We start from the raw sequence: 14,755 nt of genomic DNA on the forward strand, positions 1-14,755 counted from the left end.
CAGTATATAATATTGTATTGAATGAATGTTCACAGGCAACAATTAATTTTTTAAATGTATTTCAACTTTAAAATTTTGTATTAGGATCAAATTTTTCTAAATAATCAGAGACCTTTTTAGCAAAAGCACCTCCTAAAGCTCCATCTATGACCCTGTGATCATAGGTATGTGAGATAATCATCATATGGCGTATACCTATCATGTCTCCTTGTGGAGTTTCAATAACTGCCGGTTTTTTAACAATCGATCCAACAGCCATAATGGCAACTTGAGGTTGGTTGATGATCGGCGTTCCTGCAAGGTTTCCAAAACTTCCAATATTACTCAAAGTATACGTTCCATTATTGGTATCTTCCGGTTTTAGCTGATTATTTCTTGCACGATTTGCTAAATCATTTATTGATCTTGCAAGTCCGGATAAACTCAACTGATCTGCATTTTTTATAACAGGAACAATTAAATTGCCATTAGGAACAGCTGTTGCTATACCTATATTAATATTTTTCCTTTTAATAATTGTGTCCCCATCTACGGAGATATTAATCATAGGAAAATCTTTTATTGCTTTTACAATTGCCTGAATAAACATAGGCATAAAAGTGAGCTTTACTCCTTCATTTTTGAAGAAAGAATCTTTATTTTTATTTCTCCAAAGTACTATATTGGTGACATCTGCTTCAACAAATGAAGTAACATGAGCCGAAATTTGTCTGCTTTGCAGCATATTTTTAGAAATAAGCTTACGCATACGGTCCATTTCTATGATTTCATCACCATCCGATATGGAAGGAGAAGAATTTAATATAGAGGTTTCAGACGTATTTTCTGATACTTTAGGGCTATTATGAACCGGTTCCAGTATAGGTGATACTTTTATGGTAGCGGAAAGATTTCTACTTTTTAAATAGGAAAGGATATCTTCTTTTGTAATTCTACCGTTTAGTCCCGTTCCTTGTAATAAATCTAATTCCGATTGTGAAATATTTTCTTTTTTACAAATAGATCTAATTAAGGGTGAATAATACGTACTTTTAGAAGCATTACTATTATGTAGTTCAGAATTAGAAACCAAAGGTATTTCTAATTCAGATGTTATATTAGGAACATTTATAGATGTATTGATAGTTAAAGTATCATCCTGATTTAAAGATATTTCAGTTTTAGAAACAGCAGATGATTTTTCATCAGCATCTTCTATTTCTAATATAGCAAAAGCTTCTCCAATTTTGCAAATATCATTTACTTCTTTAAGCTTTTTTAGTAGTTTTCCCGAAATGGAGGAAGGGACATCTGAATCGACCTTATCTGTCGCAATTTCAACAATAGTTTCATCCTCTTCTACATAATCTCCTTCATTTTTAACCCATCCGGTAATAGTAGCTTCCATTATACCTTCTCCCATAGGAGGTAATATAAGTTTATATTCAGCCATAGTTAATAATTAGAAAGACAAAACTAGGAAAAAAATATGGAATGAGATTAAATTTTTTATGTTATACTCAGAATCAGTATTAAATTATTAAAAAAAGACAAATTTTATTGATTAAATTGATGAAAAATTATATAATTTTGTCTTACTAACTATTCACTTGTTATTATGAATTATAAATTAAGCATAAAACAGTTATTGCTTAGAATATTGCTCTTAATTTTTTGTTACCAACTCTGTAGAGCAATTTTCTATGTGTTCAATTTTCATTTTTTCAAAAACATAGGATTATCGGAATTTTTAGGAGGCTTACGATTTGATTTGGCAGCAATTTTTTTAAGTAATATACTCATAATTCTATTAAGTACGATTCCGGGCAAATTCAAGTATAATCATACCTATCAAAAAAGTTTAAAAATACTATTTTTTTTAATCAACGCCTTTTTTATAGGGGTCAATTTCATTGATATAAAATATTATATATATACTAATAAAAGAAGTACCTATGCATTGATTACCGCTTCCGGTATGGAAGGTGACATACTCAGACTAATTCCTGTATTCCTAGCTCAATATTGGTATATGTTTTTAGGATATTTAGTGGCTATGTTTTGTTTTTGGAAATTTATTCCTGAAATATCTTATAGACAAGAAAAAGAAAACGGATGGAAAGGTATCTTCGTGAGCTCATTAGTTTTTTTATTATTTATCGGCTTAATTATATTATTGGGAAGAGGAGGTATCCAAAGAGCTCCAATTAAAACAGTTGATGCTATTAATTATACCGATTATCCCCAAAATACAGCTGTGGTATTAAACACAACTTTTACAATTTTTAAAACTATAAATAAAAAAGATAATTTAAAAAAGAAGAATTATTTTACCCCTCAACAATTAAAAAATATTTATCATCCGGTTATAGATATCAATTCGGAAGGAATTTTTAACAAAAAGAATTTAGTGATAATTATTTTGGAAAGTTTTGGAAAAGAAAATATTTACCAACAATTTGAAAGTAGAAAATTAACACCGTTTTTAGATTCTTTACTTACAGAAGGCAGGTATTACACCAATGCTTTTGCTAACGGATTAAAATCAATTGATGCAGTACCATCAGTAATTACATCTATACCTTGTCTTATGGAAGTTTCTTATATATCTTCACCTTATTCCTTTAATCAAATTGATGGATTTAATGCTGTTTTAAAAAAGGAAGGATATAATACATCTTTTTTTCACGGGGCCTTTAATGGAAGTCAAAATTTCAATGAATTTGCCCGTATTTCCGGCTATGATAATTATTATGGTAAAAATGAATATACGGAAAAAGGGGGATATGATGGAGTATGGGGAATTTTTGATGAAGAATTTTTACAGTTTACACTAAAAAAATTTAATACTTTTAAACAACCTTTCTTTTCAACTATTTTTACCGTTTCTTCACATTCTCCTTATACCATTCCTGAACAATATAAAAATAAATTTCCTAAAGGAAACAGAGATATTCACGAAAGTATTGCTTATTCCGATTTTGCTTTAAGAAAGTTTTTTGAAAATGCCAAAAAACAAGAATGGTATACTAACACGGTCTTTGTTTTAACTCCCGATCATACAAGTAGAGGAGGAGCGAAACCTGAATATTTTTTAACAGAAATAGGTAATTATTCAATACCTATATTACTATTTGATCCTTCAAATTCTAAATTAAAGGGGACAGAAAATAAATTAATGGGTCAAATTGATATTTACCCCGAAGTTTTGAATTATCTGGGTTATAAAGGACAAATTTTTTCTTTTGGTAATCCCGTTGAAAGTAAAGATCGAGTTGTTGCCAATTTTAATGAAGGTATTTATAGATTTTTAATCAATCAGTATTATGTTGCTTTTGACGGTAAAAAGATTTTACGAGTATATGATTATACAAAAGACAGTTTATTACAACATTCAATTTCAAATTATCCTAAAGAAAACCTTGAATTAAAAATTAAATCGTATATTCAACAATATAATAACAGACTGATAGATAATGAATTATCTTTAGTAAAATCAAAGGATTAAATCGACAACGAATCCCTCATGATTTCTAACATTAAACACCATATTATTATCAAAAAGCAAATATTGACCTTTAATACCTTTTAGAACTCCTTCAAATTCAAAAACCTTTTTAAGGTTTACCGAATTTACTTTATGTGGGTATGCGATTACAGGATATTGAAAATTAAAAATTTTGTTATCCTCTAAAATATAATTTTCTAGCTGATCGGGTATAAATGTTTTAAGCTCATTTTTCACAGTTAATAAATCTATATAGGGAACAGATTCTCTCAACATTTTCCTATAATTAGTTTTATCTGAAACGTGTTTTTTAAGAATGGTTTCAATGATTCCGGCTTCATATCTATTTTCAGTTTCTGCTAATTTTATGGCATACTCAGCACCTTGATCGATCCAACGATAAGGTAATTGAGATTTTCTTGTGACACCAACCTTAATTCCACCGGAGTTTGCTAAATAAACTATGTGAGGTTGAAGTTGAGCTTGAGATTCAACACTTAAATCTCTGTCTTCCATGCCTAAATGGGCTTTAGATAATTCGGGTCTTAGGATCCAATCTCCTGCATAGGGAGAAGTAAAATAGCAATCCTTACAATATCCCATGGCAAATATTTCTTTATCCAAACCACATCCGAGACATTTATAATGATCAAATCGTACTTTGATTTTTTTATCTAATAGTTGATTAATAATAAGTATTTCATCATTAAAATTTAGATAATACTGAATAGGAGAATTATATTCGGTTATCATTTTGGATAGTTGTCCGGTTAGATGCATAAAGAATAATTTATTTACATTAGTCTGAATTATTATCTTGAATATTACAAATATATAAATATGATATTATTCAATCCTTACTCATTTATAGTACTTTCAAATAAAAATTCTTGTCACATATATAGCTTAAGTTATTTTGTTTCAATTAATTCAATAAAATAAAATTAATTTTGAAACTTAAATCTTATTTTTGTTTGAAAAAAAAATATAAAAAAAATAGTTGTTATTGCAGGTTTTTTATATCTTTACCTAATATTTATTATGCTCAAAAAGTTAATTAATCGTACAATACATTCTTAAATATTATGAAAAAAAGTTTATTAGATTTTCATTTAATTTTCTTAGGGTTATTTCCATTATTTTTAATCACTAGCTGTGGAACATCAAAAAAAGCATTGAAAGATTATAACGAAGTTCAAATAAATCAATCGGTTGATGAAGTTACTATAAGTACCGGTACAATCGATAATGCAGATAATGTAATTACTATAAAAGTAGAGGATCAAGGAACTAATACAACTAAAAAACCTAAGGACAAACTAGATAAAATAATGGTTTATCTAGGTGATGAGAATGTAGTGAAATGGAAATTAGTTAGATTGAATTCTCAAAATGCTTCTGATTTATACGAAACTTTACCCTTGATGAGATTTGATGAACCTTGGAAACAAATTTACGGAACAACAGGTTGTAACAAATTTACTGCCTATTATACTTGGGAAAATACTTTTTTTAATTTATCAAGATTATCTTCAACCGAATTGCCTTGTGATTTTGATGAATCTCAATTTTTAAATGCTTTGCAAAGTATTGATGAAATTAGAGAAGGAGATTCTATTTTATCATTTTATAATAATGGACAAGAAATTTTAGTTTTTGAAAGATTTAATTCATGATTTCATAGATAAAGTTTTTAAATTTAAACAGTTAATAAAAATTTTTAAAAACGTAGCTTCATGTTAGAATACATGAAGCTATATTTTTATAGTTTCTTTTTATAAAAGGAAACTTCTGTAGTTCTACGGTTTATTCGAGTTAAAACTTCCTTGAAATTTTTAAAATCTCTATTGGTAAAAACTACTTCGTTACGTATTATTTTTTCTGAACTTAAAATAGATCCTTTCAAAATTTGATTTTTAATTTGAAAATTAAATTTTATAGGAAAAGCATAACCGTTTTTAATTTTTAAATCTCTGGATTTATATAACACCGATGCTTCCGCACCTAACGGATATATTCTATGATCTTCAGTGAAATGATCTACCGTTGAAGGATGTCTCTCAAGTATTGCTAATCCACTTATTAGTGCCAGATGGTAAATAATACTGCTGTATATTTCGTATAAGAAGGTTGAATCAGAATTGTGTAACATATGAACGGGATTACCTAAAACTTTCCAAAAAGAAAATACCTGATTGGGTTTAATTACTACATTAGAAAGTGAATTTTGTATCCATAACATCTGATTAGCTGACCGTTCTAAAGAAACAAAAGGATGGTTCGTAATCCTATATGATAAGAGAATTTCATGAGGATAGTTTGCTTCATCTTTTTCTACATGTTTAGCATAATTAGTAAATGTAAAGTAGTTTTTTAAACATTTAACTATGTTCATCGTAAAGAAATTAGTAACGTAAATTTAATAAAAAAACATCTGCGGAATTCTATAGAATGTAAGAATTGATTACATTTGCAGAGCTAGAAGACATTATGATAATAACTTATCCATCTAGAATATATATAATTTGTCCTGCAAATATCTCAACTGGTGGACCTGAAGCATTACATCAATTAAGTCATAAATTAAGAACTGTTTTTAAATTAGATGCTAAAATGTATTATATACATAAAAAATCTAATGTAAATCCAAAACCGCAAGTTTATAATATCTACGATACATCAGAGATTGAAACTATTGATGATCATCCCAATAATGTTATTATCATTCCGGAATCCCTTACCAATTATATTTTTAAGTTTAAAAAAAGTAAGAAGATCGTTTGGTGGTTGAGTGTTGATTTCTATTCAATTTGTATGAAGAATAGACACAGAGGATTAAAATTTTATATTTCAAAATATTTTAAAGGTCAGCAAGAAGAGCAAGAGTACCATTTTGAAAATCTTCCTGATGTATTTCATTGGGCTCAATCTTACCGATCCTATATATATCTTATCGAAAATCACATACCTGAAAATAAGATATCTTTTGTATGCGATTATGTAAATCCTCTTTTTTTATCAGAAAGTAATCAAATTAAAAATTTAGTTAAAAAAGAAAATATAATAATCTATAATCCTAAAAAAAATAATAAAGATTTAAAATCCATACAAAAGAAAAGCTCGGAGTATACATGGATAGCCATAAAGAATATGACACCCGATCAAGTGGTTGAAACCATGAAAAAAGCAAAAGTATATATAGATTTTGGATACAATCCCGGAAGAGACAAAATGTTAAGAGAATCATCAGTAATGAAATGTATTATTATTTCAGGTATGGGTGGATCTTCAAAATATCAACAAGATTTGAATATTCCAATGGGATATAAGTTTAAATATGCAAAAAATGAACTTTCAAAAATTATCGATAAAATAGAATATTCTATGATTAATTATGATCATGCCATATTGGATTTTAATGAGTACAGAAATGAAGTTCTAAATGAAGAATTAGAATTTGAAAATCAATTACAATTATTTTTTAATACAAATCCTGCTAATAAATGATATCAGTTATAATTCCCATCTATAATGTAGAAAAATATTTAAGTAGATGTATAGATTCTGTAATAAATCAAACCTATTCAGATTTGGAAATACTTCTGGTTAATGATGGATCTACAGATTCTAGCGGATTTATTTGTGATGAATATGCAAAAAAAGATTCCAGGATTGTTGTTATTCATCAGGAAAATAAAGGAACTTCAATAGCCAGGAATAGAGGTTTAGACAGAGCAAAAGGTGAGTTCATTGGATTTGTAGACCCTGATGATGTTATATCTGTACATTTCTATGAAATACTATATAATACATTGATTAAGACGAATAGTGACCTCATTTTATGTAATTTTCAAAATTTCACCCATTTCAATGAAATAAAGGAGGACCACCGTTCTTTATATAAAAGCAATGAATACAATGGATATAATTTTATTAAAAATTTTAGTTACAAGAAAGATACCGTTCGTTATGTAGTTATTTGGAATAAGCTTTACAAACGATATTTATGGGATGAATTGAGATTTCCTGAAAATGTAAAAATATGCGAAGATGAATATGTTTGGTTTAAAGCTATGTTTAAAGCCCATAAAATATGTGAATTGGATCAAGTTCTTTATTATTATTTTAAAAGGGCAAATAGTATAACCAATAAAATTTATGAAGAATTTTCATATAAAAAAGAAATCGCTTTTATCGAAGCATTGAAAGATCGAATAGACTTTTGTAAGAATAACAAATTAAATCAATTACTAAAAAAAACAGAAGAATATAGAAATAAATTACTAAGGAAAATATACCTTACAACCCCTAAAAATAAAATCCCGGAATATATAAGCGTTGAACTTTTCAATAATATAAAAGACATTCCTTACTCCAAGCGATTAAAAATTTATTTAAAAAAATCTTTTAAATAAAGTTCCTATATGTATACCTATTCTATAATTATTCCACATAAAAATACACCTAAATTATTACAAAGGTGTTTAAATTCAATTCCTTATAGAGATGATATACAAATTATAATTATTGATGACAACAGTGATTCTTCTTTAGTGGATTTTAAAAAGTTTCCCGGATACAATAGAAAAAATGTCGAAATATATTTTACCAAAGAGGGTAAAGGAGTTGGGTATGCACGTAATATAGGATTACAAAAAGCTAAAGGAAAATGGCTGTTATTTGCAGATTCCGATGACTTTTTTAATTCAAATTTTTTAAATGCACTAGATAAATATAAAAACAGTACTAAAGAAATAATTTATTATTTGGCTACCAGTGTAGAAAGTAATTCGTTACAGAAATCTACTAGACATTTATATTTACTCAAAACTAGGAAAAAATATTACAAAAAGTTGCGATATAATAAAATTAAAGCAAAAGATCAATTAATATATAAAAATTGGGAAGTTTGGGCTAAAATGTTTAACAGAAATTTTATCGAAAAAAATAACTTAATTTTTGATGAAGAAAGAATCGGGGAAGAAGCTTTGTTTGTTATCAAAGCAGGTGAGTTATCTAAAAACTATTCCGTTGATGATTTTCCTCTATATTGTATTACCTATAGAAAGGATAGTTTATGCTTTAGTCTTGATAACGAAGATGAATTCGACGAACGATTCATGGCTAAAATTAGGATAAATACTTATTTAAATAAAGTTAAAAAAGAAAAATTTACCATTGATCTAGATAAAGATTTATTAGAATCCTATAACTACGGGGGAGCATCCAAAATGAAAGAAGTAATGAAAATTATTAAAAATAATGGTAATAAAATACGCTTAAAAACTTATGTTAAATATTATATAAGAACATTATATAATCCGAAAATTAAAATGTACCTTTTATAATAATTAAATTGTGTATAAGATTACACACATAAATATAAACTAAAAAAGCCTCTTATATGAGGCTTTTTTATTAAATAATTAGAATATTAAATTATTATAAAACTGAAAATTCACCGGAAAATTTATCGTAAACTATTTTTTCATCTTGGATAAAATTTATTTTGCCCATTTTCTCATCCAAAGATAAAACGCTGACTTGAACTTTCATATCTGCATCTTCAGATTTAAGAAATAGAGAAAATTGTTGATTTACTTCATTTGTATCCAAGAGAAGTCCTATAAATTTTTTAGTATTATTTGTGGAAAATCCATCTCCTTTATGATTGTCGGCATATGCAACATGTAAATAATGCTTTTTACCTTCGAATTCACCGCAAGATATATTTATGACATCTTCATTGGCAGCAAGAAGATCTGAAACTGAACTCCATGTATATAATTTAGGGTTTTCATTAGTTTCAGAAATACGATCGACATATATTCCTACAAAATTTTTACCTTCTGGCGTAATAGAGAATCCATTTCCGTTACTATCATCAGCATAAGCAACATGAACATATTTATCATCAATACAGATAAGGGAAGAACCGGGCAAGCCTTTAATCGGGAAAGTTACGCCATTTGATTCATTAGAATAATCATTAAAAGTTTCAATATACGGAGTATACTTTTCTCCCTCTTCAACCTTTAAATTAGTTATTTTTGTCTGATTTTGGGTCGAGTTATTTTCACATACAAAACTAAATTCTGTAAATTGTCTTCCGGAAGATCTTTCAACTAAGAATGTACTATATAGAAAAACACTACCATCGGAATTATTGATTTTTTTAAAATCTTTCCATCCAATTCTATGATTCCAATTATTGCCATTTACTCCACCTAATATGATAGTATTGAAAAATAAAGTATCTTGGGTATCCAGTTCATTTGGTATTACAACCATTGAAGCAGTATAATATCGATTTTCATCATCCAAATTTGTAATTTTATCCATCGGTATATAATATCTGTTATATCCGGTTTTTGGCTTTAAAATATATAAATCTTTATAATTTTTAGATATTAAATTAAAATTTGTACCATTATCTTGGCTTATGGGTTGAAAAATATAATCATCTGTTTTTCCAAATTCTTTTTTATAATAAAGCTTATAGTTGACATTATCCGTTTTGTTTTCTTGAAGACCTTTAACTATCCTGGAATTATTTATCACACTTGAACGTATATATGCCGTTGAAATGCTATTATTCAAATTAGCATCAATCCCATCTAATAATAGATTTAAAAATGCTTGACCGTTTAATTGATTAAAAGAAAAAGAACATATCTTCGAAAACTCAGAATCGTTAATTTCATATTCATGTGAATAAGTAGCCTTAACTATATCTACATATTTTGTTACTCCCACATTACCTTCATCATCAGAAACAAGCATATGGCTTGGTTTAAAATCTCGGTTTAAATCCGCATTGGGCGTATACTCATAATTAAGTCTGTGTTTTCCGTTTATTTTAAACCATTTCTCTTTAAAATCTCCATAAACTAAAGGATCACTTTTAGGATCTTCCGGTCTTTTGGCATCGATCACCAATTTATTAGTTAATTCAAACCTCATCGGCAAACTTGCATATGCACCAATAACAACACTGGTATTTCCATATACTTGATTGTAACCTTTGGTTATACCGGAACCCAAATAGGTATTATATTCACCGTAATTTAAAAAATCGTATCCACATTGGTGGCCGATAAATGTATTTTCGCGACCATATAAAGTTTTATATGAAGCATATTTACCAATGGAAATATTACCTCCCGAAGTCATAGGTTTACTATCTGTAGATGATTTATAATCTACTCCTTTATATTTTCCCAATGCAAGATGACCAATAGCAGTATCATCTGTCAATTGTTGAGCGTTGTAGGCCGCTGCTTGTCCAATCAGAACATTGCTGACAGATTTTTTAGCATTTGCACCGGTTAAAGCGCCCATAAACGTATCGAAATTACAGGATTCTAAATTTTGTCCGGAACCGTGTCCCGTAAATAAAGAGTTTGCGCCGTTTCTTAATTTTGTTGCGGAGTTATGCCCAATACTTGTGATCCAATCGGATTCAGAACCCATACCGTCAAACTCCTTCAATGCATGATTTCCGATTGCTAAGACATCCGGACAGGTAACATTTTTCGATAATGCTTGACTTCCGATAGCCAGGTTGTTACGCGTCGATTCGTTTTTGCTGTTTAAAGCATCTGTACCAAATTTGATATTACCATTGCTATCAGCTCCCAGAGAAGCAGAATTTATAAGTAAATCTTTAGTAGTTGAATTGCCCTTTTCAGTAATTTGTTGTAAAGTATCAGTATGATTGATTTTATCTTTAACATCCTCGTCAAACATGGATTCGTTTATACCACCCTTTTTTATTGATATCTGATTTTCACTATCTATCTCAATCCCCCCGTTTTCAGTCGTCCTGTAAATGTCCTGTAAATCAGAGATATTTGTAGTAAAGGTTTTTCCGCTTTCAAGAATAAACTTAATTTCTTTATGGGATGGATCATAAGTAATTTCCGATAAAAAATTATCCTTTATAATCAGCTCTTGGGATTCTCCGTTTTGGTATTGAATCAATAATTTGTTGGTTTGATCATTATATTTGATATCGATAACTGCATCCTTAACACACGTATTAATAATTTCTTGGATCTTATCTATGGAATACGTTTTATCGGAAGCAGAAGTTTGACTATCATCAATTAAACCATATAAATGATTGGTCAAATTTTGAACAACATTTTTATCAACCTTGGTATCAAGTTGTTCAAATAAAATACCTAGGGAAGAGGCATCAGATTTTGTTTCAAGTTTATTATTAACAGTTTCAACAATTTGTTGTATTTTATCTATAGAATAGGTCTTATCCGAAGCTGTGTTGAGATTATCATCAATGATCTCCTTTATGTATTTTTCTAAAGACATTATAACTTCTTTATCTACTTTTCCCTCCAATTGATTTATCAGGCTTTTGACTAGAGAAGTATCTGATTTATTAGCTAATATATTATTTATATTTTCAATGATTTCGATTGGTATTTTTTCATCCTTATGCCAATAGCTTTCCAACCATTCCGAGAATTGAGATTCGTCAGGTTTCTTGCCATTTTTAAACCACTGTTTTAATGTATCTTTTGTTGTCATTTTTGTAAATTTTAATATTATTTATCTTTAAAAAAGGTAAAAATTAGAATCTATGTTAGATAAATTAAAATTTTTAACCATCTACTTTGAGAATTGATACTCGTCCGGTTTTTTTATTTTTAACTTATTGTTTTAAAGTACCTTTTTTTGTCATTTAAAAATTCATCCAACTGATAAGATTTATAGGTTAACTATTTATTTTTTTGTAAATTATAATGATTATATATAAAAAATATATATAATATATTTTTAAATAATCTGACAATTTATTTTAAACTCGATAATCGAAGGCCGACTAATAAGTTTTCATTTTAAGTGCATTTAAGAAAACAGTTGATTTATCTAAAAACTCTTTGATTTAGTCTGTCAATTTGTTTCTGTAAATAGCTATGAGCATCCATATTTTCATGATAAAATTTTGCATGTTCGGTATGAGTTAACCTACCATCAATTTGTGCTTGAAGATATTGATGAGCATCCATATTTTCATGATAAAATTTTGCATGTTCGGTATGAGTTAACCTAACATCAATTTGTGCTTGAAATGATTTATGAGCATCTGAATTATCTTTGATATGTTTAGCAAAATTTTCATTAGTAACTCGAGCATCTATTTGTTTTTGAAGAAAATTATGAGCATCCGAATTTTCTTTATAATGTTTAGCAAAATTATCAGTAGTAATTCGAGCATCTATTTGTTTTTGAAGATAGGTTTGAACTTTTTCATTTTTATTGTAGTACTCACCAAATTCATTATTTGTCACACGCCCGTTAATTTGTTCTTGAAGATACGCTTGTACCTCTTTATTTTTGTTATAAAACTCACCATATTCTTTATTTGTCACACGTCCATCAATTTGTTTTTGAAGATGAGCTTGATTACTTTTGCTTTCATTTAGGTGTTGATTAAAAACGTCATAAGGTACTCTTCCGTCTATTCTCCAATCCAACCGTTTAAAATCTTCAGTAATCAAGCTAAGATCCGGTACTCGTTTAAATTCACTCCAGGAATAGGAGACAGCTCCCGAGCCAAAAGTGGCATGTCTGATAACAATGGTTACCTTTTTTTCACCATTTTCAAATTCATACTCTTTATTTTCTTCAATTATAGTGATGGATTCTTGTTTAGTTCCTTCAGCTAAAATAAAAATTTCATCGTCTATTTGAATGATCCCTTGGGTTATCTTAGTGCCATATTCTTCACATCCGCAAATTATTGCTCTTCTACCGGCCATACGTCCTATACCGTTAAGAAATGGTCTGAACATTTGTTGCAAAAACTCTAAAGTGTCTGTTTGCAAGGGAAATCCACCGGTTTGATTAAATTTAATATAATCCATTTTTAGTAACTTATACGTTTATAATTTTTCAATTTTGTATTTTTTATTCGCTAGTTTGTAATAATCAATAATTGCTTTTATTTTATTTATATTATCGATTAACAGCTCATTGGGTACTTTAACTATAAAGTTTATGGAAGTTAGGTTATAGTCAGAAGCCTGTCTTAAATACATGGGGCCGCAATCGGTTGATGAGCTGTTTCCCAATTTATAGGGCTTGTTTTCTCCTTCAGTATAAATATAATTTTGTTTATATATTTGAGAATCCGAAATAAGTATTCTTCTTTCAATAGGGTCAAAACGATCATTTAGAGTTTTGCGCAGGTAGCATACTTGTGAATTGTGGTTTAACTTATATATATTTTCATTTCTTAGCAATAACCAATCGTAATGTATACGGGATAACGGCTTTACCAGGCTCAGTAAAAATTTGATTTCTCGGTTTTTTCTAAGCACCGTGGGTAAATGTAAAATTGCCAGTTTTTTTATATTTATATTATACCACATTGTAATCTATTTTTACTAAATTTTCCAACTTATTATCTCCATTGTTTTTTATAGTGGTAAAATATCCGGAATTAGGGATTATACTCATCGTAAAATCAATTGGATTTCCGTAATTCTTGGTTTCAGGATCGATCCATGAAGACGAAGCTCTGTAAATATTTACGTCTTTAACCCCCGGAGTCAGCTGCAATTTGTCCACCAATTTCGACAACATTAATTCTCCATTAAAAGGTAATTCACGTAAATATTGACGTATTGTGGTTTCCACCGGTTGTATATTTCCCTTTAATGGGGCTATGGCGTTTCCGTGTTCATCCAATACCAATGGATCAATTTTTATTGTAATATTTAAATATAATAAATCAGGCAGATAATTGATGATGGTTAACGGTACACCCGCATCTTTAATTTCTTCCATGTATGCTGTAAAAGAGTTTACTTCACCCGTGGTTAAAGGCACCAAATCACCATTTTTTTCACCGGCCACTTTTACAATAAGTCTGCTTTGAGTACTGTCCTCAGTTATGGCAGAATATTTTACTACTTTACTTGCTTCTATCTGATCATCGGTATACCCTTCATTATTAAATATATCCGTATCCGGATATAAATCAAATCCATATTGAAAGGCCAATGCTTTATTTCTGTACCATTTTGCCGAATGCGGTTTCAATTCGGCAATTAAGCTGTCTACTTCCTCTTTATGTCGGTCAAACAGCAATTCTAAATTAAATATGGTATAGGCTATTACATATACAAACAATCTCCATATTGAGGTTTTTGAGGTAGAATCCAACGGATCCAATTCACGATATTTTCCTTTTTCGTTTAAAATTTCTTCTGTTATGTCCTTAAGTTTCCTTGCCATATC

At 28.8% G+C, this 14,755-nt stretch carries 12 protein-coding genes; 5 read left to right on the forward strand and 7 right to left on the reverse strand.

Going from position 1 to position 14,755, the window contains the following annotated elements:
* Positions 1–67: 67 nt before the first annotated feature.
* Complete coding sequence (locus tag C4S75_RS06205; RefSeq protein ID WP_105297439.1) at positions 68–1,432, reverse strand: dihydrolipoamide acetyltransferase family protein; 1,365 nt, start codon at positions 1,430–1,432, stop codon at positions 68–70.
* 165 nt (positions 1,433–1,597) lie between these two features.
* Between C4S75_RS06205 and C4S75_RS06210 the strand changes: the two genes are divergently transcribed.
* Positions 1,598–3,487: an LTA synthase family protein gene (locus C4S75_RS06210; RefSeq protein ID WP_105297440.1), complete on the forward strand. Its 1,890-nt coding sequence runs from the start codon at positions 1,598–1,600 to the stop codon at positions 3,485–3,487.
* Here the strand turns inward: C4S75_RS06210 and C4S75_RS06215 are convergent.
* On the reverse strand, positions 3,476–4,267 hold the full coding sequence (locus C4S75_RS06215) for a DUF2797 domain-containing protein (RefSeq protein WP_105297441.1): 792 nt from the start codon (positions 4,265–4,267) through the stop codon (positions 3,476–3,478). The genes C4S75_RS06210 and C4S75_RS06215 overlap by 12 nt on opposite strands.
* Positions 4,268–4,572: 305 nt before the next feature.
* Between C4S75_RS06215 and C4S75_RS06220 the strand changes: the two genes are divergently transcribed.
* Positions 4,573–5,163 carry an META domain-containing protein gene (locus C4S75_RS06220; protein WP_105297442.1) on the forward strand — a complete coding sequence of 197 codons (591 nt, stop codon included), beginning with the start codon at positions 4,573–4,575 and terminating at the stop codon, positions 5,161–5,163.
* An 86-nt stretch (positions 5,164–5,249) separates the two neighbouring features.
* On the opposite strand, the gene C4S75_RS06225 is transcribed toward C4S75_RS06220, so the two are convergent.
* Entirely contained in the window at positions 5,250–5,882 is a 633-nt protein-coding gene (locus C4S75_RS06225) for a VanW family protein (protein ID WP_105297443.1), read from the reverse strand.
* A gap of 95 nt (positions 5,883–5,977) precedes the next feature.
* Between C4S75_RS06225 and C4S75_RS06230 the strand changes: the two genes are divergently transcribed.
* Genes C4S75_RS06230 through C4S75_RS06240 form a run of 3 tightly spaced genes read left to right on the forward strand, consistent with a single transcriptional unit; the run spans position 5,978 to position 8,835 of the window.
* Positions 5,978–6,994, forward strand: a complete 1,017-nt coding sequence (locus C4S75_RS06230) for a hypothetical protein (RefSeq protein ID WP_105297444.1) — start codon at positions 5,978–5,980, stop codon at positions 6,992–6,994.
* Complete coding sequence (locus C4S75_RS06235; protein ID WP_105297445.1) at positions 6,991–7,902, forward strand: glycosyltransferase; 912 nt, start codon at positions 6,991–6,993, stop codon at positions 7,900–7,902. The genes C4S75_RS06230 and C4S75_RS06235 overlap by 4 nt, the downstream gene beginning before the upstream one ends.
* Positions 7,903–7,911: 9 nt before the next feature.
* A complete protein-coding gene (locus tag C4S75_RS06240; protein WP_105297446.1) occupies positions 7,912–8,835 on the forward strand; it encodes a glycosyltransferase in 924 nt (307 codons plus the stop codon).
* A 94-nt stretch (positions 8,836–8,929) separates the two neighbouring features.
* Here C4S75_RS06240 and C4S75_RS06245 read toward each other — a convergent pair whose 3' ends face one another.
* The 4 genes from C4S75_RS06245 to C4S75_RS06260 all read right to left on the reverse strand — a co-directional run bounded on the left by C4S75_RS06245 (position 8,930) and on the right by C4S75_RS06260 (position 14,752).
* A complete protein-coding gene (locus tag C4S75_RS06245) occupies positions 8,930–12,037 on the reverse strand; it encodes a hypothetical protein (RefSeq protein WP_105297447.1) in 3,108 nt (1,035 codons plus the stop codon).
* A gap of 338 nt (positions 12,038–12,375) precedes the next feature.
* Positions 12,376–13,377 (reverse strand): hypothetical protein, encoded by a 1,002-nt coding sequence (locus C4S75_RS06250; protein WP_105297448.1) that lies wholly within the window; start codon positions 13,375–13,377, stop codon positions 12,376–12,378.
* Between the two features lie 18 nt (positions 13,378–13,395).
* Positions 13,396–13,884, reverse strand: a complete 489-nt coding sequence (locus C4S75_RS06255; protein WP_105297449.1) for a hypothetical protein — start codon at positions 13,882–13,884, stop codon at positions 13,396–13,398.
* A complete protein-coding gene (locus C4S75_RS06260) occupies positions 13,874–14,752 on the reverse strand; it encodes a nucleotidyltransferase (RefSeq protein WP_255410597.1) in 879 nt (292 codons plus the stop codon). Before C4S75_RS06260 ends, C4S75_RS06255 begins: the two co-directional genes overlap by 11 nt.
* Positions 14,753–14,755: the final 3 nt, after the last annotated feature.

The sequence above is a fragment of the Apibacter sp. wkB309 genome (assembly GCF_002964915.1).
Classification (GTDB): Bacteria; Bacteroidota; Bacteroidia; order Flavobacteriales; family Weeksellaceae; genus Apibacter.